At 61.7% G+C, this 24,986-nt stretch carries 26 protein-coding genes; 12 read left to right on the top strand and 14 right to left on the bottom strand.

What is annotated here, in order from left to right; translation table 11 throughout:
- Positions 1-47: 47 nt before the first annotated feature.
- On the bottom strand, positions 48-1,217 hold the full coding sequence (locus tag BM131_RS13650; RefSeq protein ID WP_090190367.1) for an aspartate aminotransferase family protein: 1,170 nt from the start codon (positions 1,215-1,217) through the stop codon (positions 48-50).
- 188 nt (positions 1,218-1,405) lie between these two features.
- Positions 1,406-2,245, bottom strand: a complete 840-nt coding sequence (locus tag BM131_RS13645; RefSeq protein ID WP_245754251.1) for an ABC transporter permease — start codon at positions 2,243-2,245, stop codon at positions 1,406-1,408.
- 122 nt (positions 2,246-2,367) lie between these two features.
- Between BM131_RS13645 and BM131_RS13640 the strand changes: the two genes are divergently transcribed.
- Both BM131_RS13640 and BM131_RS13635 read left to right on the top strand, forming a co-directional pair.
- Complete coding sequence (locus tag BM131_RS13640) at positions 2,368-3,000, top strand: GcrA family cell cycle regulator (RefSeq protein WP_090190366.1); 633 nt, start codon at positions 2,368-2,370, stop codon at positions 2,998-3,000.
- Between the two features lie 79 nt (positions 3,001-3,079).
- Complete coding sequence (locus BM131_RS13635; protein WP_090190365.1) at positions 3,080-3,853, top strand: SDR family NAD(P)-dependent oxidoreductase; 774 nt, start codon at positions 3,080-3,082, stop codon at positions 3,851-3,853.
- A gap of 9 nt (positions 3,854-3,862) precedes the next feature.
- On the opposite strand, the gene BM131_RS13630 is transcribed toward BM131_RS13635, so the two are convergent.
- Positions 3,863-4,963 carry an endonuclease/exonuclease/phosphatase family protein gene (locus BM131_RS13630; RefSeq protein ID WP_090190364.1) on the bottom strand — a complete coding sequence of 367 codons (1,101 nt, stop codon included), beginning with the start codon at positions 4,961-4,963 and terminating at the stop codon, positions 3,863-3,865.
- A gap of 129 nt (positions 4,964-5,092) precedes the next feature.
- On the opposite strand from BM131_RS13630, the gene rimO reads away from it, so the two are divergent.
- Positions 5,093-6,484, top strand: a complete 1,392-nt coding sequence (gene rimO, locus BM131_RS13625; protein ID WP_090190363.1) for a 30S ribosomal protein S12 methylthiotransferase RimO — start codon at positions 5,093-5,095, stop codon at positions 6,482-6,484.
- A gap of 103 nt (positions 6,485-6,587) precedes the next feature.
- Here rimO and BM131_RS13620 read toward each other — a convergent pair whose 3' ends face one another.
- Together BM131_RS13620 and BM131_RS13615 are read right to left on the bottom strand one after the other, a co-directional pair.
- Positions 6,588-6,944 (bottom strand): YigZ family protein, encoded by a 357-nt coding sequence (locus BM131_RS13620; RefSeq protein WP_090190354.1) that lies wholly within the window; start codon positions 6,942-6,944, stop codon positions 6,588-6,590.
- Between the two features lie 48 nt (positions 6,945-6,992).
- On the bottom strand, positions 6,993-7,523 hold the full coding sequence (locus BM131_RS13615; RefSeq protein WP_090190352.1) for a tetratricopeptide repeat protein: 531 nt from the start codon (positions 7,521-7,523) through the stop codon (positions 6,993-6,995).
- Positions 7,524-7,664: 141 nt separating this feature from the next.
- Here BM131_RS13615 and trhA point away from each other — a divergent pair, with 141 nt between their 5' ends.
- Positions 7,665-8,318 carry a PAQR family membrane homeostasis protein TrhA gene (gene trhA, locus BM131_RS13610; RefSeq protein ID WP_090190350.1) on the top strand — a complete coding sequence of 218 codons (654 nt, stop codon included), beginning with the start codon at positions 7,665-7,667 and terminating at the stop codon, positions 8,316-8,318.
- Here trhA and BM131_RS13605 read toward each other — a convergent pair.
- The gene (locus tag BM131_RS13605; protein WP_090190348.1) at positions 8,315-9,082 is read right to left on the bottom strand and encodes a M48 family metalloprotease; all 768 of its coding nucleotides are present in this window, start codon (positions 9,080-9,082) and stop codon (positions 8,315-8,317) included. The two genes, trhA and BM131_RS13605, sit on opposite strands and share 4 nt — an antisense overlap.
- A 139-nt stretch (positions 9,083-9,221) precedes the next feature.
- Between BM131_RS13605 and BM131_RS13600 the strand changes: the two genes are divergently transcribed.
- From BM131_RS13600 to BM131_RS13585, 4 genes are all read left to right on the top strand, one after another.
- A complete protein-coding gene (locus BM131_RS13600) occupies positions 9,222-9,461 on the top strand; it encodes a hypothetical protein (RefSeq protein ID WP_090190346.1) in 240 nt (79 codons plus the stop codon).
- A 21-nt stretch (positions 9,462-9,482) separates the two neighbouring features.
- Positions 9,483-9,896 (top strand): GFA family protein, encoded by a 414-nt coding sequence (locus tag BM131_RS13595; RefSeq protein WP_245754250.1) that lies wholly within the window; start codon positions 9,483-9,485, stop codon positions 9,894-9,896.
- Positions 9,897-9,958: 62 nt separating this feature from the next.
- Positions 9,959-10,537 (top strand): nitroreductase family protein, encoded by a 579-nt coding sequence (locus tag BM131_RS13590; protein WP_090190344.1) that lies wholly within the window; start codon positions 9,959-9,961, stop codon positions 10,535-10,537.
- Positions 10,534-11,253 (top strand): EI24 domain-containing protein, encoded by a 720-nt coding sequence (locus BM131_RS13585; protein WP_090190342.1) that lies wholly within the window; start codon positions 10,534-10,536, stop codon positions 11,251-11,253. The genes BM131_RS13590 and BM131_RS13585 overlap by 4 nt, the downstream gene beginning before the upstream one ends.
- On the opposite strand, the gene BM131_RS13580 is transcribed toward BM131_RS13585, so the two are convergent.
- Both BM131_RS13580 and mce read right to left on the bottom strand, forming a co-directional pair.
- Complete coding sequence (locus BM131_RS13580; RefSeq protein WP_090190341.1) at positions 11,210-11,503, bottom strand: DUF1467 family protein; 294 nt, start codon at positions 11,501-11,503, stop codon at positions 11,210-11,212. The two genes, BM131_RS13585 and BM131_RS13580, sit on opposite strands and share 44 nt — an antisense overlap.
- A gap of 90 nt (positions 11,504-11,593) precedes the next feature.
- The gene (gene mce / locus BM131_RS13575; protein WP_090190340.1) at positions 11,594-11,998 is read right to left on the bottom strand and encodes a methylmalonyl-CoA epimerase; all 405 of its coding nucleotides are present in this window, start codon (positions 11,996-11,998) and stop codon (positions 11,594-11,596) included.
- 148 nt (positions 11,999-12,146) lie between these two features.
- On the opposite strand from mce, the gene BM131_RS13570 reads away from it, so the two are divergent.
- Positions 12,147-12,863, top strand: a complete 717-nt coding sequence (locus BM131_RS13570; protein WP_090190338.1) for a response regulator — start codon at positions 12,147-12,149, stop codon at positions 12,861-12,863.
- A gap of 62 nt (positions 12,864-12,925) precedes the next feature.
- Here BM131_RS13570 and BM131_RS13565 read toward each other — a convergent pair whose 3' ends face one another.
- Genes BM131_RS13565 through BM131_RS13555 form a run of 3 tightly spaced genes read right to left on the bottom strand, consistent with a single transcriptional unit; the run spans position 12,926 to position 16,205 of the window.
- Positions 12,926-13,642, bottom strand: coding sequence for a GNAT family N-acetyltransferase (locus BM131_RS13565; protein ID WP_245754249.1), 717 nt, complete (start codon positions 13,640-13,642; stop codon positions 12,926-12,928).
- The gene (locus BM131_RS13560) at positions 13,639-14,826 is read right to left on the bottom strand and encodes a DUF1501 domain-containing protein (protein ID WP_090190336.1); all 1,188 of its coding nucleotides are present in this window, start codon (positions 14,824-14,826) and stop codon (positions 13,639-13,641) included. Before BM131_RS13560 ends, BM131_RS13565 begins: the two co-directional genes overlap by 4 nt.
- 2 nt (positions 14,827-14,828) lie before the next feature.
- Positions 14,829-16,205 carry a DUF1800 domain-containing protein gene (locus BM131_RS13555; protein WP_090190334.1) on the bottom strand — a complete coding sequence of 459 codons (1,377 nt, stop codon included), beginning with the start codon at positions 16,203-16,205 and terminating at the stop codon, positions 14,829-14,831.
- A 318-nt stretch (positions 16,206-16,523) separates the two neighbouring features.
- Here BM131_RS13555 and BM131_RS13550 point away from each other — a divergent pair, with 318 nt between their 5' ends.
- On the top strand, positions 16,524-17,144 hold the full coding sequence (locus tag BM131_RS13550; RefSeq protein ID WP_090190333.1) for a L,D-transpeptidase: 621 nt from the start codon (positions 16,524-16,526) through the stop codon (positions 17,142-17,144).
- Positions 17,145-17,243: 99 nt separating this feature from the next.
- Here BM131_RS13550 and aspS read toward each other — a convergent pair whose 3' ends face one another.
- Positions 17,244-19,022, bottom strand: a complete 1,779-nt coding sequence (gene aspS, locus BM131_RS13545; protein ID WP_090190331.1) for an aspartate--tRNA ligase — start codon at positions 19,020-19,022, stop codon at positions 17,244-17,246.
- A 217-nt stretch (positions 19,023-19,239) separates the two neighbouring features.
- Here aspS and carB point away from each other — a divergent pair, with 217 nt between their 5' ends.
- Positions 19,240-22,572 (top strand): carbamoyl-phosphate synthase large subunit, encoded by a 3,333-nt coding sequence (carB, locus tag BM131_RS13540; protein WP_090190329.1) that lies wholly within the window; start codon positions 19,240-19,242, stop codon positions 22,570-22,572.
- Between the two features lie 3 nt (positions 22,573-22,575).
- On the opposite strand, the gene BM131_RS13535 is transcribed toward carB, so the two are convergent.
- A complete protein-coding gene (locus BM131_RS13535) occupies positions 22,576-23,178 on the bottom strand; it encodes a DUF805 domain-containing protein (RefSeq protein WP_090190327.1) in 603 nt (200 codons plus the stop codon).
- Between the two features lie 145 nt (positions 23,179-23,323).
- Between BM131_RS13535 and BM131_RS13530 the strand changes: the two genes are divergently transcribed.
- The gene (locus tag BM131_RS13530; protein ID WP_090190326.1) at positions 23,324-24,442 is read left to right on the top strand and encodes a beta-ketoacyl-ACP synthase III; all 1,119 of its coding nucleotides are present in this window, start codon (positions 23,324-23,326) and stop codon (positions 24,440-24,442) included.
- An 18-nt stretch (positions 24,443-24,460) separates the two neighbouring features.
- Here the strand turns inward: BM131_RS13530 and BM131_RS13525 are convergent, their stop codons facing one another.
- On the bottom strand, positions 24,461-24,916 hold the full coding sequence (locus BM131_RS13525; RefSeq protein ID WP_090190424.1) for a phage regulatory CII family protein: 456 nt from the start codon (positions 24,914-24,916) through the stop codon (positions 24,461-24,463).
- Between the last annotated feature and the right edge of the window lie 70 nt (positions 24,917-24,986).

The following is a 24,986-nucleotide window of genomic DNA, read 5'->3' as shown; positions in this document are numbered from 1 at the left end:
CTTCACGCCCCCCGGACCCCCCGTGGAGTTTATTTGGCAAGGTGAAATCAGATCGTGGATGCCGCTTTGTCGAGAAGGTCTGCGGCGGCGGCGATGTCGTCGTCGGTCAGGTTAAGGGGGGGCAGCAGGCGGATCACGTTGTCGGCGGCCGGAACGGTCAGGATGCCGGCGTCATAGCCTGCCTTGACGATATCGGTGTTGGTGGCTTTGCACATCAAGCCCAGCATCAGGCCGGAGCCACGCACGCCGGTGAAGACACCCGGATGGGCCGCGGTGAGGCCTTCGAGTTTTTGGCGCAAGAGCGCGGCCTTGCGGTTCACTTCGGCCAGAAAGGCGGGGTCGGCGATGATGTCCATGACGGCATTTCCGACAGCGCAGCCCAGCGGGTTGCCGCCATAGGTCGAGCCGTGCGTGCCAGCGGTCATGCCGTTCGCGGCGCGTTCGGTGGCCAGCACAGCGCCAAGGGGGAAGCCGCCGCCGATGCCTTTTGCGACCATCATGATGTCGGGCGTGATGCCGGACCATTCGTGGGCGAAAAGCTTGCCGGTCCGGCCGACGCCGCACTGCACCTCGTCAAAGATCAGCAGGATGCCGTGTTCGTCCGCCAGATCGCGCAGACCTTTCAGGCATTGGTCGGGCACGGGGCGGATGCCGCCTTCGCCTTGCACAGGCTCGATCATGATCGCGGCGACTGTGGGGGACTTTACCGCCTCGCGCAGCGCGTCATGGTCGCCGAAGTCCAGATGCACGAAACCGGGCAGCAAGGGGCCGAAGCCTTTGGTCATCTTTTCCGACCCGGCGGCTGCGATACCGGCCGAGGAGCGGCCATGGAAGCTGCCGGAGAAGGTGATGATGTCGGTCCGGTCCGGCTGGCCTGCGTCATAGAAATGCTTGCGCGCCATTTTGACCGCAAGCTCGCACGCCTCTGTCCCTGAATTGGTGAAGAAGACTGTGTCGGCGAAGGTGTGTTCTACCAGTTTGTCGGCCAGCGCCTGCTGCGCAGGGATCTGATAAAGGTTGGACACGTGCCACACAGCGCCTGCCTGATCCGTCAGCGCCTTGATCAGGGCGGGGTTGGCGTGGCCGAGGCTGTTCACCGCGATGCCTGCGCCGAAGTCCAGAAAGCGGCGGCCGTCTGTTGTGGTGAGCCACGCGCCCGACCCTTTTTCGAAGGCAAGCGGTGCGCGGTTATAGGTCGGCAGAACGGTCGGGATCATGGGATCGGCCCTTATGACAAACGTGAAGCCCGATTGATGCCCGCAAGGGGACGCCGGGTCAACGATAATGGGGGGGAAGAATGGAACGTGCAAAGACGGACGCTGTTAGCGTCGGCGTCGAACGAAAAGGGGCGCACGGTTATCCATGCGCCCCTGTTAGCTGATGATGTGACTTTAGGGAAGTCTGTTTACGCCTTAAGGCGGTAGCCCTTATCCAGCCAGCGCCAGACGACCGACAGCACGACGACATTGGCGGCCAGCACAACGACCAGCCCGAGCCACGGCGAGCTGTCAGACACCCCGATCATGCCGCGGCGCACACCGTCGATGATGTAAAAGAACGGGTTGGCGTGGGACGCGATGCGCAGCGGCTCTGGCAAGGCGTCGATGCTGTAGAAGGTACCCGACAGGAACGACAGCGGCGTGACCAGGAAGTTCGAGATCGCGGACAACTGGTCGAATTTATTGGCAAAAATGCCTGCGATCATGCCAAGGCCACCCATGAACATGGACCCTAGCAGCACAAAGGTCAGCATCCAGCCGATGTTCTGTATCTGCACGCCAAGGAATATCCACGAACCGGCCGCGATGACCGTTGCCACGATCAGACCGCGCGCGACGGCGCCAAAAAGGTAGCCGAAAAGCAGCTCTGCTGCGGACAGCGGCGGCATCAGGGTGTCGACGATATTGCCGCCGACCTTGGCAGAGGCAAGGCTGGAGGAGGTATTGGCAAAGGCGTTCTGGATCACGGTCATGATCAAAATGCCGGGGGCAAGGAAGGTCATGAACGGCACGCCCATCACATCGCCGCGTTGCGGGCCGATGGCGATGGTAAAGATCATCAGCAGCAGGCCTGCGTTAATCAGGGGGGCCATGACGGTCTGCGACCAGACGTTCATAAAGCGGCGCACTTCGCGCAGGGCCAGCGTGCGGGTGCCTTCCCAGTTCACGCGGCCAAAGCGGCGCACGCCCATCGCTGACTTTGGCGCTGATTTAGCGCCTGACTGTGTGGCTGATTGGTCGGACATTGCGGCTTTCCTTATCTTTAGTGGGGCGGTCCTTCACTTCCGGCGCCCCAATGCTTAGAATAGGGGATCACGAGATTAGACAAGGCCTCATCTTTGAATGGGGTCAGAGCGAAGGAAGCCATATGTCCTGGACAGACGAACGTGTCGAGACCCTGAAGCGGATGTGGGGCGAAGGCCAGTCGGCGAGCCAGATCGCCAAGGAACTGGGCGGCGTTACCCGCAACGCTGTGATCGGCAAGGTCCATCGCTTGGGCCTGTCGAACCGCGCGGGTGCGGCGAGCGCAGAGCCTGCAACCGCAGTCGTCCCCGCCACCGAGGTCGCGCCTGCTGTGATCGATAAGCCGGTATCGGCTTTCGAAGACAAGCCGCACATGCGCACCGAGTCGGCGACCCCGGCCCGCAAGCCCAAGCCCGACCCCGATGCGGTCGAGGTGGAAGAGCTGGACGAGAATGGTATCCCGATTAGCGCAGCGCGCCGGGCGATCATTCCGGCTGGCCAGCCCCTGCCGCCGCAGCCCAGCGCGAACGAAATTTCGCCAGAGGCACTGGCAAAGGTCAACGAGGTGGAAAAAACCGCCAAACGGATCGGCCTGATGGAGCTGACTGAGAAGACTTGCAAATGGCCTGTGGGCGATCCCGCAACGCCTGATTTCTGGTTCTGCGGCCTGCCCAGCCAGCAAGGCAAACCCTACTGCGAGGCGCATGTTGGCGTGGCGTTCCAGCCCATGTCCTCGCGCCGTGACCGTCGCCGGTAAACGGACGATGACCCCGGTGCGCGCCTGATGGCGGCGCACCGGGCCCCTTCCCCCCCCCATATTTTAGGATGTGCCACGTATGACCAATCTGGCTTTGATCACAGGTGCGTCGTCTGGCATCGGCCGCGAATTTGCGCGCATTCATGCGCAGCGCGCCGGCGATATGATTATCGTCGCCCGCCGCAAGGACGAGCTGGATGCGCTAAAGGCAGAGCTGGAAACCGCACACGGCGTCAGCGTGCAGGTCATCGCCGCCGACCTGACCGATGCGGCGGCCGTGCAAGACCTATGTGACAGCCTGCGCGGGCAACCGATTGAGGTATTGATCAACAACGCAGGTTTTGGCGGCCAAGGCAGCCACGTTGACCGAGATCTGGGCAAAGAGCTGTCGATGATCGACCTGAACGTCAAAGCGCTGGTGACCCTGTGCCACGACATCGGCGGCCAGATGGCCAAACGCGGTGCGGGGCGCATCCTGAATGTCGGGTCCACCGCTGGCATGATGCCCGGACCGATGCAGAACGTTTATTTCGCCACCAAAGCCTTTGTCCGCAGCTATTCGCTGGCCTTGGCAGAAGAGCTGCGCGCCAGCGGCGTCACCGTGACCGTGCTGGCCCCCGGCTATGTCGAGACGGAGTTCGCCGATACCGCCGATCTGCGCGGCACGGCGCTGGTCAAAGGCGGCGGTAAGACGCCGCACAGCGTTGCAGCCTTTGGCTATGACAGCATGGTGGCGGGCAAGCTGCATGTGATCAACGAGGGCCTGCTGAGCTTTGCGCTCAATTGGATTATTCCGCTGATGCCGCATCGCCTTGTGCTCGGCATAGCGCGGCGGATGCAGACGAAGGCTTAATCCCAAGCCTTAGTCCTCGTCCTCCCAATCGCTCCCAATCGCCTCGCGGTCGTTTTTCTTTTCGCGGTCGATCATGTCTTCGACCTCGTCCAGCTCTTCTTCTGTCGCCTCTTCGGGGCGGGCTTCTGCGGCCTCAAGCGGGGTCAGCAAAAGCTTGAAATACATCGGAAAGTGGTCCGACCCGATATGCGCTTCGCGTCGCATATCCAGCAGGCGAAACTGGGCGTCGTGGAACAGGTGATCCAGCGGCCAGCGCATCCACGGCATCGTGGCGCTAAAGGTGTTGTAGAACCCGCGCCCAACACGCGGATCAAGCAGGCCAGACACCTCTTGAAAGCGGCGCGTCGTGATGGACCATGCCACGTCGTTCAAATCGCCTGACACAATGGCAGGCAACGGATCATCGCGCGCCTCGATCGCGGTCGAGGATAGCTCTGCGTCGCGCCCTTCGGTGTCTTGCTGCGGGATGGGCGGTTCGGGGTGCACGACGTAAAGCCGGAATGCCAAGCCGTTCGCCAGCGGCACCTTGGCCCGCAGCGATGGCACGCCGTCGACGATTTTCTCTCTGAACTCTGCTTCGTCAAACGGAATACGGCTATAGATCGCCATGCCGTAACCGGTATCCAGCGGATAGGCGTGGCGGTGCCGATAGATGTCGGTCAGGGCGTCCAGCGCGTCGATCCAGTCTTGATCAACCTCTAGCGTCATCAGAATATCAGGCTGCACGCGGCGCGCGACGTTAATCAGCTTGGCGTAGTCGCGGTTCGACTTTTTCACATTCGCCGCCAAAAAGCTGACACTGCGGTCGTCCGCGACGGGTTCATGCTTGCGCGGGCGCAGGGATTGCTTGTGCCAGACCGGCAGGTAGCGGCCGATGTAGAAGGCCTGCGCCAGCACGCAGGGAATCATCAGGCCGACAACCCAGCGCCACCCGGGCGGCGTGAACCACACAGCCACCACGATCAATACGACGGCGATGCCAAGCACCTGTTGGCGCGGGAAATCCGCACCCCGCACCATGCCGTGCGATACCTTGGAAAACGGGATCAGCGTTGCCGCGACGACCACGGCCACCACCAGCCACATTGCGATGAGTAGGAAAGTTGTCATGCAGCGGCGCGCCTTTTAATCCGTGTTGCGACGTATGAACGCACGGAACGGCGTTTCGGTCCATCTTGGGCATCTTTTAAGTGATCCGCGCCCCCTTTCCGCGCGGCGCGCCCCGCGCTAGAAGGGCGGATGACCCAGAACCCGCCAGAACTTCGCCCCGACCTTGCCCGCGCCCGCGTTGTGGACGCCCCTCGCCCCGGCCAGCCGACCATCGGCATGGTGTCCCTTGGCTGCCCAAAGGCGCTGGTGGATAGCGAACGCATCCTGACGCGCCTGCGCGCCGAAGGCTACGCGATCAGCGCCGATTACCACGGCGCAGAGGCGGTGATCGTGAACACCTGCGGCTTCTTGGATAGCGCGAAGGCCGAAAGCCTTGATGCGATCGGCGAGGCGTTGAAGGAAAACGGCAAGGTCATCGTGACCGGCTGTCTGGGCGCAGAGCCGGATTATATCCGCGAACATCACCCCAAGATTTTGGCCGTCACCGGCCCGCAGCAGTACGAACAGGTACTAGACGCCGTGCATCTGGCGGTGCCGCCTAGCCCCGATCCGTTCATCGACCTGCTGCCCGCCCGCGGCGTCAGCCTGACACCGCGGCATTACAGCTACGTTAAGATTTCCGAAGGCTGCAACCACAAGTGCAAGTTCTGCATCATCCCCGACATGCGCGGCAAACTGGCGTCGCGCCCGGCCCATGCGGTGCTGCGCGAGGCGGAAAAGCTGGTGCAGGCAGGGGTCAAGGAACTGCTTGTGATCTCTCAGGACACCAGCGCTTATGGCCTTGATCGCAAGTATGACCTGAACCCGTGGAAAGATGGCGAGGTGCGTAGCCATATCCTTGATCTGACACGGGAACTTGGCAACCTGGGCGCTTGGGTGCGGCTGCACTACGTCTATCCCTACCCCCATGTGCGCGACCTGATCCCGCTGATGGCGGACCCGTCGAACGGCGTGCTGCCCTATCTGGATATCCCGTTCCAGCATTCGCACCCCGACGTGCTGCGCCGCATGGCGCGCCCTGCCGCCGGATCGAAAACGCTGGAAGAGATCGCCGCGTGGCGCGCGATCTGCCCCGACATCACCCTGCGGTCGACCTTTATCGTTGGCTATCCGGGAGAGACAGAGGCTGAGTTCCAACACCTGCTGGACTGGCTGGACGAGGCGCAATTGGACCGCGTCGGCTGTTTCCAATATGAAAACGTTGCAGGCGCGCGGTCAAACGCCCTGCCCGATCACGTCGCGCCCGAAGTCAAACAGGACCGCTGGGACCGCTTTATGGAAAAGGCCCAAGCCATTTCCGCCGCCAAGCTAGAGGCCAAGGTCGGCCGCACGCTGGAAGTCCTTGTCGACGACATCGACGAAGACGGCATCGCCACCTGCCGCACCTGGGCTGACGCGCCAGAGATCGACGGCAACCTGTTCATCGACGAAGGCACCGAAGGGTTGTCTGTTGGCGATGTGGTGAAGGTGACTGTGGATGAGGCTGGGGATTATGATTTGTGGGGGGCTTTGCAAGCCTAGAACCGCTTGCAAGGCACTTGCGCAGGTACCAGCCCGGCTTTGCCGGGCAGCGCCCAGACCTCCCCCATGGGGAGGGCGCTTCTGACGCGCCTGCCGGGAACGATCAGCCGTCCCCCATCTCACCCAAATAAATCCACACCGCGTCCTGAACCCGCCTAAACCGATCTCCGCCCAAGTGGACCCCGCCGAACCAGCGGGTGACGACGATGATGTGGCCCTGCAGCCCTTCGCGTTCCAGCATGCGCAGGATGACGAGGCCGGCACCGGCCTCTCCGTCGTCGTTTTTGACGGGGCCGCCCGGCAATAGGACCGCCCATGTGTTATGGGTGGCTTTGGCGAATTTCTTATTGCGGCACAGGGTTTTGACGAAGGCTTTCGCCTCTTCCACGGACGCCACTGGCCCGCCGGAGACGGCGTATTTCGACCCGCGGTCGGTCAGGGCGTTGGGGATAATCTTCATGCGCCCTTGATGCGGCAGACCGGGGCCTGCCGCAAGTCGCGTCCGGGCTTAGTGGCTGTAGGTGACGCCGGTGGCGACGGCGCTGGCCAGCGATGCCTCTGCCCAGGTGCCGCGTCCGCCGCGCATGCGGATTTCGGTCAGCTGCGCGAGGGCCAGTTCGACGTCGCCCTGTTCCACTAGCGCTTGGCCCATGTAGGACCGCGTCAGCAGGTTGTCCGGGTTCACCGCAAGTGCGGTTTCATAGAACGCCATGCCGCCCGCCATATCGCCAGCTTTGCGCGTGGCAAAGCCGCGGTAGGTGATCGCCATGTCGCTGGACTGGTCCTGCATCGTGTCCAGCACGCGCAAAGCATCGGCGTAGCGGCCATCATAAGCCAGCTCGCGCACGTCGTTCATGCGGGCGCTGTCGTCGTTAGTGGACTGCTCGGGCGTCATGCAGGTCTTGGTGGCCAGATCATAGACCAGCCCTTCGGAGCATTGCTGCGTCGTGGCGGTGGGCTTGGGCGGGGCGGTGTCGGCCGATCCGGCGGCAAAGGCAAAGGTGGGGGCAAGGGTCAGGGCAAGGACGGCAAGGCGCATGGGAGAACTCCGATCAAGGTCTGTCGTTCAGGATGAACTGCGAACGTAGTTTGAACCACGGCGCGGACACGGGAAAAGTTTCACGCCAATGTGACCGCAGGTTATTGATGCGTTGGGCAGCGGGGCGGGTATGGTGCGCGCATGAGCAGATCGAAAACCGCATACCCCGTTTACGCACGGTCCGAACGGATCGCCGATGGCACCATGCATACGCTTGGCGTCGCCTTTGCCCTCTTGGGCGCTATTGCTTTGATCGTCTGGGCTATGATGCGCGGCGCGGGGGATATTCCCGCGCTGGCGGTCTACGGCGCGGCCATGATCGCAACCTTTACCGCATCGGCGTTCTATCACCTGACCCCGTGGGAGGCGCTGCGCCCCGTCCTGCGCCGGATTGATCACGCGGCGATTTATCTGAAAATCGCGGGCACCTTTACGCCGCTGGCAGCGATGATCGCCACGCCATTTGCCTATGCCATCCTTGGCCTGGTCTGGGCGTTGGCGGTCTGGGGCATCGCGCGCAAGCTATTTTTCTGGCAAGAGCCGGGGCGGTTTGGTCCGGCGCTGTATCTGGTGATGGGCTGGCTGGCGGTCTTGCTGATCCCGGCGATGATCCGCACCTTTCCCGTGCCCGCGCTCGCGCTGCTGGCCAGCGGCGGGCTGCTCTATACGGTCGGCGTTGTGTTCTACACGTGGGACGGTTTGAAGTACTCTACCGCGATCTGGCACGGTTTTGTGCTGGCCGCGGCGGTGTGTTTCTTTAGCGGCATCTGGCTGAGCGTCGCAGCGCTGGCCTAAGAATTCGTAAACCCCAGCCGCGCAGCCGTGCGCGTCACGACGCGCAGGCGGTCGGCATTGGCGGGGTGCGTGCCAAGGAATGTATTGCCCGGATCGGGTATGCGGAAAAAGAAATCCGCGCCGCGCAACGGGTTATAGCCCGCTTGCGCCGCGATGATGGTGCCAAGCGTGTCGGCCTCAAGCTCGAAGTCTTTGGAATAGGTCCGCGCGCCGATGGCCGCGCCGAACTCTGCCGCTTTGCGCCCCACGGCCGGGTCGTCGGACAGGCCGACAAGCTGTCCCATGATGGCTGCCCCGATGGTGGCATTGCGGCGCTGGCGGTCCAGGTGACCTTCGATATGGTGGGCGGCCTCATGGGACAGGATAAAGGCGATTTCGTCCGCGTTCCGCGTCTCGGCCAGCAAGGCGACGGTCATGGCGATCAGCGGGCGGCCTGATTTATCAAGCGTTTGGAACGCGTTCGGCTGGGCATTCGGATTCATATCGATCGCGAATTCGAAATCACAGTTCAGCGTGGGCGAGCGGTCACGGCACATCGCCTCTGCCACCGGCTCTATCGCGTCCACTGCTGCAATCAGACTACGGACTGACGCGCGGGCGTCCGGCTCTGCCGCGGCGACAGCGGCGGGCATGGTGTCGGGCATCACGTCTGGAACCACGGGTGCAGGGCTAGCCGTGGTCTGCTGCGGCGCGCGGGCGTCTGGTGACACGGCGCATCCGGCAAGGCTGGCCGCAACAATGATACCGAAAGTCAGGCGAAACATAGGTAGCCTTGCATACGAATGGGTTGCGCCCTGTCTATCAGCCCCGCGCGCCCGCGCCAGCCCCGCCCGGGTGCCGCCGCGCACGATTACGAGAGACGAGCCCCTTTTCGCGCCTGATCTGCCGCGCTAGGCTGGCCCTATGTTTACCATTGAACACGAATTCGACGCGACGGTCGTCACCTTGATCGACGATGCGGCTGCGCACCGGCAAGAGGACGTGACGATCAACGCGTTCGAGGATTGCGTGACCGTGTCCCAATTCGATCCGCGCCTGAATGCGGTGCACACGATTACACTGTCGCTGGCGCAATTGCGTGACCTTGGGGCTGCGCTGGATCTGCCAGAGGGGGCCTATCAGTTGGGGCCAGCCAAGGCGTGATGCGGCAGGGAACGTTAGCGAATGCATGATCACTTGGATGACATGGCGGGATCCGACATGACCCACTCTGGCGGCTGCAACTGCGGCGCGGTGCGCTTTACCGTAGCAGGCCCCCTGCCCGCGCCCAATGCGTGCCACTGCACCCAGTGCCGCAAGCAATCGGGGCACTACTGGGCCTCTGTCGACGTGGATCGCAGCGCGCTACACGTGAGCGGCGCGCCGCACTGGTATGCGTCATCGGAAAAAGTGCGCCGCGGTTTCTGCGGCACCTGCGGGGCGTATCTGTTTTGGGACCCGCTGCAGGGCGACAAGACTGCCGTCGCGATGGGGGCTTTTGATCAACCGACCCAGACCCAGCTAGGCCTACATATTTTTGTTGCGGACAAAGGCGATTATTATGAAATCGCCGACGGCCTGCCGCAGAACCAGCGCTGACGCGTTGCCCTGCGGGGCGCGCGCGCTTATCTGCTGATCAACCGCTGCACAAAGGACCTGCCATGTCTCAGACTAATCAAGCCGCCCTCGATTTCATGCTGACCCGCCGGTCCTATCCAGCGCAGGCGCTGAACGCGCCAGTGCCGGACCGCGATCAGCTGCGCACGATCCTGACCGCTGCATCCCGCAGCCCCGACCATGGCAAGCTAGAGCCGTGGCGCTTTATCGTGCTGGGCCGGGACGCGCTGCAAGCGGTTGCTGACGCGCTGCCCGCTGAGGGGAAGCGGATCGGCATTCCGCAGGACAAGATCGACAAACCGGTGATGACCTATAGCGGGGCGCAATTGGCGGTCGTTGTCGTATGCTCGCCCAAGGACTCCGAAAAGGTACCCCAGACAGAGCAGGTTTATGCCGTCGGCGGCGTCTGCCTTGGCCTTGTGAATGCGGCGCTGGCCAGCGGCTTTGGTGCAACCTGGTTGTCGGGCTGGTTCAGCCACAACCGCGACTTTATCCGCGATCATTTCAAGCTGGCGGACCATGAAACAGTCGCAGGCATCGTGCATATCGGCACCTGCGCCAACACCCCGTCCGACCGCCCGCGCCCTGACATCGACGCTATCACGGATTGGTCTGCCTTGTGATACTAACGGACTTTGCCAAGGCGCTGGGTCAGATGCCTGATCCGCGCTTTCGCCGCGTGCTTTGGCTCGGCATCGGCCTGACCATCGCGCTGCTTGTGGCGATCTATGCGGGGGTGCTGCTGCTGATTGACGTCGCCGCGTCGGGGCCCCTGACCCTGCCATGGATTGGCGAAGTCACGTGGATCGGCGATCTGCTGGGCTGGGGCTCGCTTGGCCTGATGCTGGTACTCTCGGTGTTTTTGATGATCCCCGTCGCCTCGGCCATCACGTCGTTCTTTTTGGACGACGTGGCCGACGCGGTCGAGGCAAAGCACTACCCCGCCCTGCCGCCTGCCCCGCGCACGTCGCTGGCCGATGCGCTGCGCGATACCTTCAGCTTTTTAGGGCTGATGCTGATTGCAAACTTGCTGGCCTTTGTCGCCTACGCGATGTTCCCGCCCTTCGCGCCGCTGATCTTTTACGCGATGAACGGGTTTTTATTGGGCCGAGAGTACTTTCAAGTCGCCGCCATGCGCCGCGAAGGCCGCGCCGGGGCCAAGGCGCTGCGCCGCAAGCATAGCACTACAATCTGGATCGCAGGTGTGCTGATGGCGCTGCCCTTGTCGATCCCGCTGCTGAACCTATTCGTGCCGATCTTGGGTGCGGCGACCTTCACGCACCTCTACCACCGGCTTAATTCCCGACCAGGGGCTGCTGCGCGGACGGCATCCGGTTGAACCAATCCAGATCGCGCACGCTGATCACGCCAGACAGGATGATCGTCGCAAAGATGATCCAAATCCCAATCGCCCAAACCGTCGTGATCTTGGCCTTGCGCTTCAGCTGAGGGTTGGCGGGCGCGGATTTATGCGTGCCCGGCACGACATTGCCGTCCTCGCCCTGCGTGACCATGCGCAGGGGCAGCACGATAAAGAAAATCATCCACCAGATCACGGCGAACATCACAATGGCTGACGTGATACCCATAGTCTTCTACCTTTCGCAGGACGCGCCTGCCTTCTTCTGGTTCTAAATACCTCCGCCGGAGGCATCGGCTTTTCTTGAAAAGCCGAAAAATCAGACTTCTTCGAGTTCGACCAGCGTGCCGTTGAAATCCTTTGGGTGCAGGAACAGGACCGGCTTGCCGTGGGCGCCGATCTTGGGCGTGCCGTCCCCCAGCACCCGCGCGCCGCTGGCGGTCAGGCGGTCTCGCGCGGCCGGCAGATCGTCGACTTCGTAGCAGATGTGGTGAATGCCGCCTGCGGGGTTCTTTTCCAAAAACTTCGCAATGGGGGATGCATCCCCCAGCGGATACAGCAGCTCAATCTTGGTATTGGGCAGCGTGATAAAGATCACGGTGACCCCGTGGTCCGGCTGATCCAGCGCGGGGCCAACGTCAGCCCCCAGCGCACCGCGATATTGCGCAGCCGCGGCCTCTAGGTCCGGCACGGCAATGGCGACATGGTTCAAGCGTCCGATCATGGTGATCCCTCCCTTGGATTTGGCCAACTTATGACCCGCCAGCAAACGAATGCCAATAAAGGCACTTGGTCGCAGGGGTATTAACCCGGTCTTTACGTTGCGGTGGTGTTCTAGGGGTGACTGAAACACGAATGGGGGCCGCAGACCGATGGATAATATTGACGACTTTATGACCACGCGCGCGCCGACTGCGCAACGGCCCCTGCTGGGCCTGACCGTGCTGGTTGTCGAAGACAGCCGTTTTGCCTGCGAAGCGGTCCGTATGCTGTGTTTGCGGTCAGGTGCACGCATCAGGCGGGCCGATACGCTGGCCAGCGCCCGCAAACACCTGTCAATTTACCGCCCTACGGTCGTTATCGTCGATCTGGGTCTGCCGGACGGGTCAGGCCTGGCGCTGATTGAAACGCTGTCACAAGCCCAGCCGCGCATTGATGTGATTCTTGGCACCTCTGGTGACCAAGTGAACGAAGAAGATGTCATCGCTGCCGGGGCCGATGGTTTTATTGCCAAACCCATCGCCAGTTTGGCGCAGTTTCAGGCCGCAATCCTGATTCACATGCCGCCGGATCGTCAGCCTCCGGGTCCGCGCCTGCTGAATGGGGATCAAGTGGAACCGGATATGCTGGCCTACCGTGATGACCTGTCGCATGTGGCGGATGTTTTGCAACACGACGAAAGCCCGCAAACGCTGGACTATGTGACGCAATTTCTGTCGGGTGTCGCCAACAGCGCCCGTGACCGCGATATGCTAGAGGTTGTTCGCCGCCTGATCGCGGAACGTCAGGCCGGGACTGGTGCCCGGCATGAACTGCACGATCTGAACGAAATGGTGCAGACGCGGCTCTCCGCAGCCTCTGGTTTCTAACGCTTCGGAATAGGGCGATGGGCGGCCAAGGCTAAGGGATCATCGCCCAAGGCACATCGCAATTACAAAGCTGGATCGCGGGACGCCAGATGCGGGGCGGTCAAAGCGCCAAGGCTTTGTTTTTGCTGGCCCCTTGGATCGAAATTCGACTTAGCAAGCCAAGCCTGATGCGCGGGCCCGATCCCGCGCCAATCGGCATCCGTCATTGCGAACCAAGCCGTATCGCGGTTGCGACCCTTCACGATCAGGTGGTTGCGAAACAGCCCCTCATAGCTAAAGCCAAGCCGCTGCGCCGCCCGGCGGGATGGCATGTTCAGCGCATTGCATTTCCATACGACACGGCGATAGCCGACATCAAAGCTCCACCCCAGCAGCAGCGAAAACGCCTCTGTCGCGAGGGCGGTGCGTTGCAAGGCCGGGGACAAGTTGACGTTGCCAATCTCGATATCGCCAGCCGCCGCGTTCACGCTCATCAAGCAGGCATAGCCAAGCGGTGCCTTAGAACCGGACGCCCCGATCGCAAAAAGCTCGCAATCGGAACGCGCAGCCCAAACGGCCAGAATGTGCTGCAGACCTTCTGCGGTATCGGGTGCCGCCTCTCCGAGATAGTCAAAGACCCACGGGCTGTCCGCGATTTGGGCAAACAAGGGGGCCGCGTCCTCTGCGCATCGCAAGGGGCGCAGCCAGCCGAATTGCCCCGCAAGGGTGACACCGCGCGGATGGGGCGGCGGCGTGAAATCGGGCAAGGCTATGCCAAGGGGTCGCGCGTCTTTCGTCACAGCAGAAATCCCGGTGCATTGCCAAGGTCCAGCCCCGGGAACACGATTTGCTGCACCTGCGTCGCCGTTAGCCCGAACAGATTCTGCATCACCCACCCCGCCGCGGCCCGCACGTCGCCGGTCGGCATCAGGTCACGCCGTTCGAACAAATCCGCCTCGGCCAAGCCCGGCCAGCGGCCAACCACCTGCCCCCCGCGCAGCGCGCCGCCTGCGTAAATCATCGCGCCGCCCGTGCCGTGGTCGGTGCCGCGGGTGCCGTTTTCCCGCGCGGTACGGCCAAATTCAGTCATGCAGAGCACGGCGGTTTTATCCCAGACCGGGCCTAACCCGTCGCGCAGGGTCAGGATCGTTTGCGACAAACGTTGCAGCGTCTTTGGCAGACTATTGGCCTGCGCCTGGTGCGTGTCCCACCCATTGACCGAGAAGCTGGCGATTCGTGTGTCTTCACGCAGGCGGGCGGCGGCGAATTGCGCCAGATTCGCCTCTGACCCTGGCTTGGCGGGTGCCATCATCATATCAAGGTCGTCGCCTTCGGCGGCCATCGCTTCTGTAGCCAGCGAATCCGCAATCGATACGGCCTGCAAAGCGGCGTCCCGGAACATCGCATCATCATGCAGCGTCAGTTCAAGCAAGCGGCGCATTTGCGGCGACAGATCGAACTTTGCCTCTGGGGCCCAGCGTAGATGCGGTGCCGGACCTTGCAGGATCGCCATGTTTTCCTGCCCCAGCGCATAGGCGGTTTCGGCCGTCATCCCCGGCACGACAGACATCATCCGGTTCAGCCAACCACCAGCACCGCCATTGATTTGCAGGCTTCCCGCCTCGAGGATGTCTTGTCCGTCAAAGTGGCTGCGCCCGTCGCGGTAAGGGGTCGACACCGCGTGCATCACGCCCATTTGCCCCGCCTGCCACAGCGGCATCAGGTCTGACAGGCCCGGATGCAGCCCCCAAAAATCACCAAGTGCCAAGGCCTTGCCGTCGTTCAGCGTGGGCCGCAGCGCGGCATAGTCGGGATCGCCCAGCGGACGCACCGCGTCGAGCCCGTCCATCGCGCCGCGCAGCACGATGATCACAAGCCGGTTGTCCCACGGCCCAGACGCCAGCGCCACCGGCGTCATAAACGGGCTGGCCGCAAGCGAGCAGCCCAAAGCGGCACCGCCAAAAAGGAAACCACGACGATCCATGCTCATATCCTTTGAAACGCAGGAGAGGTCAGCACAAGGGCGACCCCGTCGGCCAGACTTTCGGCAGCGTCGGCTGCAAAAATCAACTCTGGCGGCGCGGTGGGACCGACCGCCGTTTGTACGAATTTACGCGGATCGGGCAGCGTATCGACAAACTCCGCCGGGCTTGCCACCGCCCAACTGATCCGGCCGGCAAGGCCCTGCGGGGTGATCCAAGCCGCCGGCTCTTCGGCCCAGCCGTCCGGGCCGACGGGCTGCTCGAACGGTTGCCCCATCAGGCGCAAAGGGTCAGTCAGGTGACGTTTGAACTGCCCATTACCAAGCGGCATGATGCGGTCCGCCCGCACCCCAAGCGCCCGCAACCCGGCTGCAATAAAGATAAACGGCTGCCGCACCTTCGCGCGCACCGGCGACCACGCGGCCGGGTGCTGCAACATCGCCCCGGTCACCGCCAACAGATCGCCGCCGCTGTCCACAAAGGCCCGCGACATGCCTGCGATCAGATCCGGGTCCGGCGTATCCGACACGAAATGCACCGCAAGCTTGCGCGAGATATGCGCCGCTGTCTCTGGCCGGATCGCGATATCCTCAAGCGCGCTGGTGATCGTCGCAAGCGCCGAATCGGCGCTATAGCGGCGGCCCATGACAACCTCTGCCCCCGGTTCGGCCTGCTGCGCACGGTAGGTGACGCCATGCACAGCATTATAACTAAGCCCTGTCAGCAATTCAGCCATCTGGGTCACGTCAGTCTGATCGTAGCCGCCGCCCACGCCAATCAGGTGCAGTTCCAGCAATTCCCGCGCTAGATTTTCATTCAATCCGCGCCCGCTTTTCAGCCCCTGAGGAGAGCTTGGTCCAAGAGAGCGGGTTTGTTCCAAATAGAGCAGCATCATCGGATGCATGACCACGGCCTTCACCATATCGGCAAAGCGCCCAGCCACATGGGGGCGAATGGCATCGGCGATATAGGGTGTCACCAGATGGCGTTGGTTAAAGCCGCGCCCGATCACGGTGAAATGGTCGGCCCAGAATAGGGTCAGACGCTCGCGCAGCCCATCTTGCGCGGTGACGCAGCGGGCAAGGGTCGACAGGGTGTTATGGCGCGACACGTCTGACAACTCTCGGTTTTTTTGGCGGATCGCTTCTTTTGCGGCGGCCTCTCCGTCCGTGCCCCGGGCCTCTCGGTCTGCTTTGTTCAGTGCGCCGATAAAGGCCAGCGTCGGGGTCGTCGCCTCGAACCCGGCGATCGGCATCAGGGCCGCAGCCTGATCTGGCCCGCCCAGCTTGCCCAGCATGCTTTCCGTGTCCCATGGCGGTTCAATGACCGGCGATAGGCCAGTGCCGAACCGGGTTGCGGCGATGATCGGATCAAAGGTCATAAAGGCGGTCCTGCTTGCGTCGATACGTCCTATCACGTGCAACCCGCGCTGGCCCATCCCCTGCGGCATCACAACCACGGGGGCCTGCACGCCGCGCGAACCTTAAGCCATTGGAACTTTGGACGGCTTTAGCACGTTGATGGCTGAACACTGGCTAAAGGGGCCGGAATTTAACGCAAACGCCACGGATTGTCGCCAAAAGCTGCACATCGTTACGTTTTGCAACATCCAAGCGCGCAGATGTGACGCTGTAGTGCTTGCAAGACAGGCCCCTGATCGCCATTTTACACGCAATGATACGACCGACTGGAGTATGCCATGATTGACCGCCGCCGATTTCTAACCACCTCGCTTTTGGGGGCTGGCGGCTTTGCGCTTCCCACTTTGTTGTCCGCGCAAGACGTTGCCAACCCTGACGCCCCGATCGAGGACGTGCCACCGCCGTTCGATTTTACGCCTAAGCTGGTGCGTCTGGATAATCCGATGCCGCCGGGCGAAATCCACGTCGTGCCTGACGTCTATTCGCTGTACTGGACCCTGCCGAACGGCGAGGCGCTGCGCTATTACGTCGGCGTTGGCCGCGACGCGCTGTATATTTCCGGCACCTTTAACATCGGGGCCAAGAAAGAATGGCCTAGCTGGACGCCGACCAAAGATATGATCGAGCGTGAGCCAGACCATTATGCGAAATACGCCGATGGTATGCCCGGCGGCCCCAACAACCCCCTTGGGGCTCGCGCGCTGTATCTGTTCCAGCCAGAGGTTGGTGATACGTTCCTGCGTATTCATGGCACGAACAAGCCCGACACGATCCGCACCGACGTCTCTAACGGCTGCGCCCGGTTGGTGAACGATCAGGCGATTGACCTGTATGACCGCGTGCCGATTGGCACCACGGTGTATCTGTACGAAAAAGGTCTGCTGCCACGCGCAACCTAAGCAGCTGGCTTAGAACGAAAAAAGACCGCGCCAGAGTGATCCGGCGCGGTCTTTTTATGTCTGCGGCATCGCTAAGCCCGAAGGCTTAGCAATTGCGTTTCAGCTTTCCGGCGGCAACACGCGCAGGCGCAATTCGCGCAGCTGCTCGTTCATTGGCTCGCTGGGCGCACCCATCATCAGGTCTTCGGCGCGCTGGTTCATCGGGAACATGATGACTTCGCGGATGTTCGCCTCATCCGCCAGCAGCATTACGATCCGGTCGATACCAGCGGCGCAACCACCGTGCGGCGGGGCACCGTATTGGAACGCGTTGACCATACCGCCAAAGCGCTTTTCGACCTCATCCGCGCCGTAGCCCGCGATTTCGAACGCCTTGAACATGATCTCTGGGCGGTGGTTCCGGATCGCGCCCGACACCAGTTCGTAACCGTTGCAGGCCAGGTCATACTGAAAGCCCAGCACGTCCAGAGGATCGCCAGACAACGCGTCCATGCCGCCCTGCGGCATCGAAAACGGGTTGTGTTCAAAGTCGATTTTGCCGGTCTCTTCGTCGCGGGCATAGATCGGGAAGTCGACGATCCACGCGAATGCGAAGCGGTCCTTGTCCACCAAGCCCAGCTCTTCGCCGATCACGGTGCGGGCGCGGCCTGCGACGCTTTCAAACGCCTCTGGCTTGCCGCCAAGGAAGAACGCCGCATCGCCAACGCCAAGGCCCAGCTGCTGGCGGATCGCCTCGGTCCGCTCTGGGCCGATGTTCTTGGCCAGCGGACCTGCGGCTTCCATGCCCTCGCCCTGATCGCGCCAGAAAATGTAACCCATACCCGGCAGACCTTGCTGCTGGGCAAAGGCGTTCATGCGGTCACAGAACTTGCGGCTGCCACCCGTTGGCGCAGGGATTGCGCGGATCTGGGTGCCGTCTTGTTCCAGCAGCTTGGCGAAGATGGCAAAGCCAGAGCCTGCGAAATGATCGCTGACAACCTGCATCTTGATCGGGTTGCGCAGGTCAGGCTTGTCGGTGCCGTACCACAGGGCCGCATCGCGGTAGCTGATCTGCTCCCACGTCTGGTCGACCTTACGGCCGCCGCCGAATTCTTCGAACACGCCACCGATGACAGGCTGGATCGTGTCAAACACGTCCTGCTGCTCCACAAAGCTCATCTCTAGGTCAAGCTGATAGAAGTCGGTGGGCGAGCGGTCAGCGCGCGGGTCTTCGTCGCGGAAACACGGCGCGATCTGGAAATACTTGTCGTAGCCCGACACCATGATCAGCTGCTTGAACTGCTGGGGGGCCTGCGGCAGTGCATAGAACTTGCCCGGGTGCAGACGCGACGGCACGAGGAAGTCGCGCGCGCCTTCGGGGCTGGACGCTGTGATGATCGGCGTCTGGAATTCGCGGAAACCCTTGTCCCACATACGCTGACGCATCGACTTTACGACGTTGGACCGCAGCGTCATATTCTTCTGCATCACTTCGCGGCGCAGATCGAGGTAGCGATACTTCAACCGCGTCTCTTCTGGGTATTCCTGATCGCCAAACACTTGCAGCGGCAGCTCTTTTGACGCGCCAAGCACTTCGATCTCGCGGATAAAGACTTCGACTTCGCCAGTGGGCAGCTTGGCGTTCACCAGCTCTGGGCTGCGCGCCTTCACTTCGCCGTCGATGCGAATGCAGTATTCGGCCCGCACCTTTTCAACATCGGCAAAGGCTGCAGAATCGGGGTCGCACAGCACCTGCGTTACGCCGTAAGTGTCGCGCAGGTCGATAAAAAGAATGCCGCCGTGGTCGCGGATACGATGGACCCAGCCGGACAGACGCACAGTTTTGCCAACGTCGGCGGCGGTCAAATCAGCGCAAGTCTGTGTGCGATAGGCGTGCATGGGCGGTTCCTTCGGTCCAAAACGGGTCGCCCCGATACACCCCTTTGCCCTAGATAAGTCAAGCGTAGCACGCCCTTTGTTTATCTGGCCCTGTTCATCTGGCCCAGTAAACTCCCGCCGGAGGCGCCTGCTTTCGCAACAAAGCCGCACTCGCCCCTTGCACCCCGTCCCAGCGCTTCTATAAGGCGGAGAATTTGCTGAAATATGGGGGCCTGCCATGCCAAAACGTGATGATATTAAGTCGATCATGATTATCGGTGCGGGGCCTATCGTCATTGGACAGGCCTGCGAGTTTGATTACTCGGGCGCACAAGCCTGTAAGGCGCTGCGCGAAGAAGGTTACCGGGTCATTCTGGTCAACTCTAACCCCGCGACGATCATGACCGATCCCGGTCTGGCTGACGCGACCTACATCGAACCCATCACCCCCGAAATCGTCGCCAAGATCATCGAGAAAGAGCGCCCCGACGCGCTGCTGCCAACGATGGGCGGCCAGACGGGTCTGAACACGTCACTGGCGCTGGCCGACATGGGCGTGCTGGAAAAATTCGGCGTCGAGATGATCGGCGCAAAGCGCGAAGCCATTGAAATGGCAGAAGACCGTGGACTTTTCCGCGAAGCGATGGACCGCCTTGGGATCGAAAACCCCAAAGCGACGATCATCACCGCCCCCAAGAAAGAGAACGGCAAGTTCGACATCAAGGCCGGTCTGCAGCTGGCGATTGAAGCGATCGAATATGTCGGCCTGCCCGCCATCATCCGCCCTGCCTTTACCCTTGGCGGCACCGGCGGCGGCGTGGCGTATAACCGCGAACAGTACGAACACTACTGCCGCACCGGCATGGAAGCGTCCCCCATGGCGCAGATCCTTGTCGACGAATCCCTGCTCGGCTGGAAAGAGTTCGAGATGGAAGTCGTGCGCGACAAGGCTGACAACGCGATCATCGTTTGCGCGATTGAAAACGTCGATCCCATGGGCGTGCACACGGGCGATTCGATCACCGTCGCCCCTGCCCTGACGCTGACCGACAAAGAATACCAAGTCATGCGCAACCAATCCATCGCGGTCCTGCGCGAGATTGGCGTCGAAACTGGCGGCTCTAACGTGCAGTGGGCGATTAACCCCGCTGACGGCCGGATGGTTGTGATAGAAATGAACCCCCGCGTGTCGCGTTCTTCTGCGCTGGCGTCCAAGGCGACGGGTTTCCCGATTGCCAAGATCGCGGCGAAACTGGCAGTCGGCTATACGCTGGACGAGCTGGACAACGACATCACCGGCGTGACCCCTGCGTCCTTCGAGCCGACAATAGACTATGTCGTCACCAAGATCCCGCGCTTTGCGTTCGAGAAATTCGCAGGCTCTGAGCCGCACCTGACCACGGCGATGAAGTCGGTCGGTGAAGCAATGGCGATTGGCCGCACGATCCACGAATCGATGCAAAAGGCGCTGGCGTCGCTGGAAACCGGCCTGACCGGCTTTGACGAAATCGCGATCCCCGGCGCACCCGACGCCGCCGCGATCACCAAAGCGCTGGCCAAGCAAACCCCCGACCGTATCCGCGTCATTGCGCAGGCGATGCGTCACGGTCTGCCTGACGAAGATATCCACGCTGTCACCATGTACGATCCGTGGTTCCTGGCCCGCATCCGCGAGATCATCGAGGCCGAGGCCGTGGTCCGCGCTGATGGCCTGCCGACCAATGAGTCGGGCCTGCGCAAGCTAAAGATGATGGGCTTTACCGATGCCCGTTTGGCGACCCTGACGGGCATGGCCGAAGCCGATGTGCGCAGCGCGCGGATCAAGCAAGGCGTTGTCGCTGTATTCAAGCGGATCGACACCTGCGGTGCCGAGTTCGAAGCGCAGACGCCTTACATGTATTCCACCTATGAGACCCCCGTTATGGGCGATGTGGAATGCGAGGCGCGTCCCTCTGATCGCAAAAAGGTCGTGATTTTGGGCGGCGGTCCGAACCGGATCGGTCAAGGCATCGAGTTTGATTATTGCTGCTGCCACGCCTGCTATGCCCTGTCCGATCAGGGCTATGAAACCATTATGATCAACTGCAACCCAGAGACGGTTTCGACCGACTATGACACCTCGGACCGGCTGTACTTTGAGCCGCTGACATTCGAGCACGTCATGGAAATCATGCGCGTGGAACAAGACAACGGCACGCTGCACGGCGTCATCGTTCAGTTCGGCGGTCAGACGCCGCTCAAGCTGGCGAACGCACTGCAAGAAGCGGGCATCCCGATCCTTGGCACCACGCCCGACGCCATCGACTTGGCCGAAGACCGCGAACGTTTTCAGGACCTTGTGAACCGTCTGGGGCTAAAGCAGCCGATCAACGGCATTGCGTCCACCGACCAGCAGGCGTTCGATATTGCCGCTGACATCGGCTTCCCCCTTGTGATCCGCCCGTCCTACGTCCTTGGCGGCCGCGCGATGGAAATCGTGCGCGATCAGGCGCAGCTAGAGCGCTATATCTCTGAGGCCGTGGTCGTGTCGGGCAAGAGCCCGGTATTGCTGGACAGCTACCTGTCCGGCGCGGTCGAGGTGGACGTGGACTGTCTGTGCGACGGCACCAACACCCATGTTGCGGGCATCATGCAGCATATCGAAGAGGCTGGCGTGCACTCTGGCGATAGCGCCTGTTCGCTGCCGCCCTATTCGCTGTCCGACGCGATGATCGCCGAAATCCGCAGCCAGACCGAAAAGCTGGCGCTGGCGCTGCATGTTGTTGGCCTGATGAACGTGCAGTTCGCGGTCAAGAACGAGGAGGTCTACCTGATCGAGGTGAACCCCCGCGCATCCCGCACCGTGCCTTTCGTCGCAAAAGCAACGGACTCGGCCATTGCCTCTATCGCTGCGCGTCTGATGGCGGGCGAGCCGCTGTCGAACTTCCCGCTGCGTCCGCCCTACCCGCATTCGGAAAACCCGATGGATGTGCTGCCACTGGGCGACGCGTTCACGCTGGCTGACCCGAAAACACCATGGTTCAGCGTGAAAGAGGCGGTTCTGCCCTTCGCCCGCTTCCCCGGTGTCGACACGATCCTTGGGCCAGAAATGCGGTCCACCGGTGAAGTCATGGGCTGGGATCGCAACTTTGCCCGCGCCTTCCTGAAGGCGCAGATGGGCGCAGGCACGATCCTGCCGGAAGAAGGCTGTGTGTTTGTGTCGATCCGCGATGACGACAAAACGGACGCCATGGCGACCGCGTCCCGCGGCCTGATCGAACTGGGCCTGACCATCGCTGCCACACGCGGCACCGCTGGCTGGCTGAAAGCGAACGACATCCCCTGCGAGATCGTGAACAAGATCTATGAGGGTGGGTTGACCATCGTGGACCGTCTGAAGGACGGCCATATCGCGCTGGTGCTGAACACGACCGAAGGGTCGCAAGCCGTTGAAGATAGCCGCGAAATTCGTGCCGTCGCCTTGAACGACAAGATCCCCTACTTCACCACCGCAGCCGCCGCACAGGCCGCTGTGATGGCGATGCAGGAACGCGCGAGCGGCGCAATCGACGTCCGCTCGCTACAGGGTTAAGGCCTAGCCAAACCGGTTCGGGTGGGTATCCGGCTGTCTGCAATACCAGACCAGCAGGATGATCCACCCGATGATCGGGATCAGGCTTAGCAGGATCCACCAGCCCGATTTGTCGATATCATGCAGCCTGCGCGCGCTTAGCGCGAAGGACGGGATGATGGTCGCCAGCGCCCACAATCCGCCAAGGATGCCTGCGCTGGACGTGCCAAAGATGATCGCATCCAGAACGCCAAGGGCGAGGCTGACCAGAATGTTGTCCAGCTGCCAGAACCAGAACTCACCCCGGTTGCTGCGGCCGCTGAATTGCGTGTAGCGATTAAAGAACTGCTTGAACGCATCGCTTAGGCCCGATTGGCGACGATAATCGCGCGCGCCCATGGCGGCTTGTCCGGCATGCGTTCCGGCGAGCGCAGGATGCACCGGCACGGCGGGGCGCGGCGGGGTTACGCCCTCAATATGGCGGTGCGCGGGTTCCCAGTTTTCCAACGTATTGGTCCAGACCAGCGTATCAGGACCGACAGTGCCATCCCGCACCAGAGCGACGAATTCATCTTTTTCGATCGGCCCTGCCTCGGTCCCATCGTTTGCGTAATACCACTGTGCCATTGGCGAAATCCCTCATTTTATTATGCCTGCAAGCTGCCTTAAATCGCGCCGTGCTGTAAAGTGACGTAAAGGCGCAAAGCACGGCAAAGATGGACTTCTGCGTGCCCAACCGTCACAATCTGCCGGATCAAACGGGGGCCTTTTCATGTATCGCGCAGCTATTACCGGAACCGGGGTTTTCACCCCGTCCGAGGTTATCACCAACGCAGAACTTGTCACGGCGTTCAACGCCTATGCGGACAAGTATAACGCCGCCCATGCAGGCCAGATCGCGGCGGGCGATCTGCCAGCCAAGGCGCATTCGTCCGTTGATTTCATCGTCGCCGCGTCCGGAATCGAGCAGCGCCACGTGATCGACAAAACCGGCGTGCTGGACCCAGACCGCATGTATCCCCACCTGCGCGCCCGCACGGATGAAGAGCCGAGCCTGATGGCCGAAATCGGCGTTGATGCAATTAATACCGCGCTGGCGCAGGCTGGCATCAGCGCCGATCAAGTCGATCTGGTGATCTGCGCCGCATCGAACATCGAACGTGCCTACCCTGCCGTTGCTGTAGAGATTCAGCAGCTGATCGGTGCTGGCGGCTTTGCCTTTGACATGAACGTCGCCTGTTCGTCCGCGACCTTTGGCATCCAGACCGCCGCCGACATGATCCGCACCGGCTCTGTGCGCACCGCCGTTGTCGTGAACCCAGAGATCACCAGCGCCCACCTAGAATGGCGCGACCGGGATTGTCATTTCATCTTTGGCGACGTGGCCACGGCGACGGTTCTGCAACGCAGTGAGGATGCAAAAGGCGAACATTTCATCATCCGCTCTACCCGCTGTGCGACAGTGTTCAGCAATAACATCCGCAATAACGCTGGCTTTATGCGGATGGCGCGCGACCAGATGGAAGACCGCCGGGACATGCAGTTCATGCAAAACGGGCGCAAAGTGTTCAAAGAAGTGCTGCCGCTGGTCAGCCAGCATATGGCCGATCACATGGCGGACGAAGGCATCACCGCGGACGATCTAAAGCGCCTTTGGCTGCATCAGGCCAACAAGGCGATGAACGACTATATCGGCAAAAAGGTGCTTGGCCGCGAACCTGCGCCGGGCGAGCAGCCCAACATCCTGCAGGATTACGCGAACACGTCTTCTGCCGGGTCGATCATCGCATTCGCGCAGAATTCGGATGATCTAAAGCCGGGCGATTTAGGCATCATCTGCTCTTTTGGCGCGGGCTATTCCGTCGGCTCTGTGGTCGTCGAAAAAGCGTAAAGCGCGCCTTGGGCGGCGTCAGTAGGTGACGTCGCCTTCAAGGTGCAACTTCATACGCAGCAATACTTTTTGCAGCTGAGTCGTCTCAGCCAACAGACGCCGCGCCTCGTTCGCGCTGATCGTGCCGTCCTGAATGCTTTCGTGATATTCCGCCATCAGCTGCGCGAACCGCTGGCTAAGCTGCACGACGTCGGAATTGACGTTGCCAGACCCACTGCCTTCATCCTGCCCCAGCGAAAACGTCGCGCCGCGCAGTTCTGCGAGCGCGGCTGTGACATGAGGATGGCTTGCAGCCGCCTCTAACGCGGCCACGGCATCGACGGGCATGAAACGGCCGCTATGCTCGGCGTCCTCTGAATAATAACGGCCCAGCGTCGCCTTCGACTTGCCCGTCAGTTCGCACGCCGCAGTGATGCCCACATCCTTGACCAAAGCTTCGGTGTGCCGCTTAAGGTAGGTGTGAAAACGGGTCATCTGAGATCCTTCAAGGTCCGCCGCCGCGTTACGGCGTTGCTGCAATTGCATAAGGCTAAGTTTGCGCAAT

The organism is Loktanella salsilacus, from assembly GCF_900114485.1.
GTDB classification, from domain to species: Bacteria; Pseudomonadota; Alphaproteobacteria; order Rhodobacterales; family Rhodobacteraceae; genus Loktanella; species Loktanella salsilacus.
The sequence above is the reverse complement of the archived record's forward strand: the minus strand, read 5'-3'. Positions and strand labels throughout refer to the sequence as shown.

Bases quoted from the DNA above. Each gene is read 5' to 3' on its own strand.
- BM131_RS13620 (WP_090190354.1), bottom strand. From the start codon at position 6,944: ATGAAGATTATCCCCAACGCCCTGACCGACCGCGGGTCGAAATACGCC.
- trhA (WP_090190350.1), top strand. From the start codon at position 7,665: ATGAGCAGATCGAAAACCGCATACCCCGTTTACGCACGGTCCGAACGG.
- BM131_RS13640 (WP_090190366.1), top strand. From the start codon at position 2,368: ATGTCCTGGACAGACGAACGTGTCGAGACCCTGAAGCGGATGTGGGGC.
- BM131_RS13645 (WP_245754251.1), bottom strand. From the start codon at position 2,245: ATGTCCGACCAATCAGCCACACAGTCAGGCGCTAAATCAGCGCCAAAG.
- BM131_RS13580 (WP_090190341.1), bottom strand. From the start codon at position 11,503: ATGGGTATCACGTCAGCCATTGTGATGTTCGCCGTGATCTGGTGGATG.
- BM131_RS13600 (WP_090190346.1), top strand. From the start codon at position 9,222: ATGTTTACCATTGAACACGAATTCGACGCGACGGTCGTCACCTTGATC.
- mce (WP_090190340.1), bottom strand. From the start codon at position 11,998: ATGATCGGACGCTTGAACCATGTCGCCATTGCCGTGCCGGACCTAGAG.
- aspS (WP_090190331.1), bottom strand. From the start codon at position 19,022: ATGCACGCCTATCGCACACAGACTTGCGCTGATTTGACCGCCGCCGAC.
- BM131_RS13650 (WP_090190367.1), bottom strand. From the start codon at position 1,217: ATGATCCCGACCGTTCTGCCGACCTATAACCGCGCACCGCTTGCCTTC.
- BM131_RS13560 (WP_090190336.1), bottom strand. From the start codon at position 14,826: ATGGATCGTCGTGGTTTCCTTTTTGGCGGTGCCGCTTTGGGCTGCTCG.
- BM131_RS13525 (WP_090190424.1), bottom strand. From the start codon at position 24,916: ATGACCCGTTTTCACACCTACCTTAAGCGGCACACCGAAGCTTTGGTC.
- BM131_RS13595 (WP_245754250.1), top strand. From the start codon at position 9,483: ATGCATGATCACTTGGATGACATGGCGGGATCCGACATGACCCACTCT.
- BM131_RS13615 (WP_090190352.1), bottom strand. From the start codon at position 7,523: ATGCGCCTTGCCGTCCTTGCCCTGACCCTTGCCCCCACCTTTGCCTTT.
- BM131_RS13530 (WP_090190326.1), top strand. From the start codon at position 23,324: ATGTATCGCGCAGCTATTACCGGAACCGGGGTTTTCACCCCGTCCGAG.
- carB (WP_090190329.1), top strand. From the start codon at position 19,240: ATGCCAAAACGTGATGATATTAAGTCGATCATGATTATCGGTGCGGGG.
- BM131_RS13605 (WP_090190348.1), bottom strand. From the start codon at position 9,082: ATGTTTCGCCTGACTTTCGGTATCATTGTTGCGGCCAGCCTTGCCGGA.
- BM131_RS13635 (WP_090190365.1), top strand. From the start codon at position 3,080: ATGACCAATCTGGCTTTGATCACAGGTGCGTCGTCTGGCATCGGCCGC.
- BM131_RS13555 (WP_090190334.1), bottom strand. From the start codon at position 16,205: ATGACCTTTGATCCGATCATCGCCGCAACCCGGTTCGGCACTGGCCTA.
- BM131_RS13570 (WP_090190338.1), top strand. From the start codon at position 12,147: ATGGATAATATTGACGACTTTATGACCACGCGCGCGCCGACTGCGCAA.
- BM131_RS13535 (WP_090190327.1), bottom strand. From the start codon at position 23,178: ATGGCACAGTGGTATTACGCAAACGATGGGACCGAGGCAGGGCCGATC.
- BM131_RS13630 (WP_090190364.1), bottom strand. From the start codon at position 4,963: ATGACAACTTTCCTACTCATCGCAATGTGGCTGGTGGTGGCCGTGGTC.
- BM131_RS13590 (WP_090190344.1), top strand. From the start codon at position 9,959: ATGTCTCAGACTAATCAAGCCGCCCTCGATTTCATGCTGACCCGCCGG.
- rimO (WP_090190363.1), top strand. From the start codon at position 5,093: ATGACCCAGAACCCGCCAGAACTTCGCCCCGACCTTGCCCGCGCCCGC.
- BM131_RS13550 (WP_090190333.1), top strand. From the start codon at position 16,524: ATGATTGACCGCCGCCGATTTCTAACCACCTCGCTTTTGGGGGCTGGC.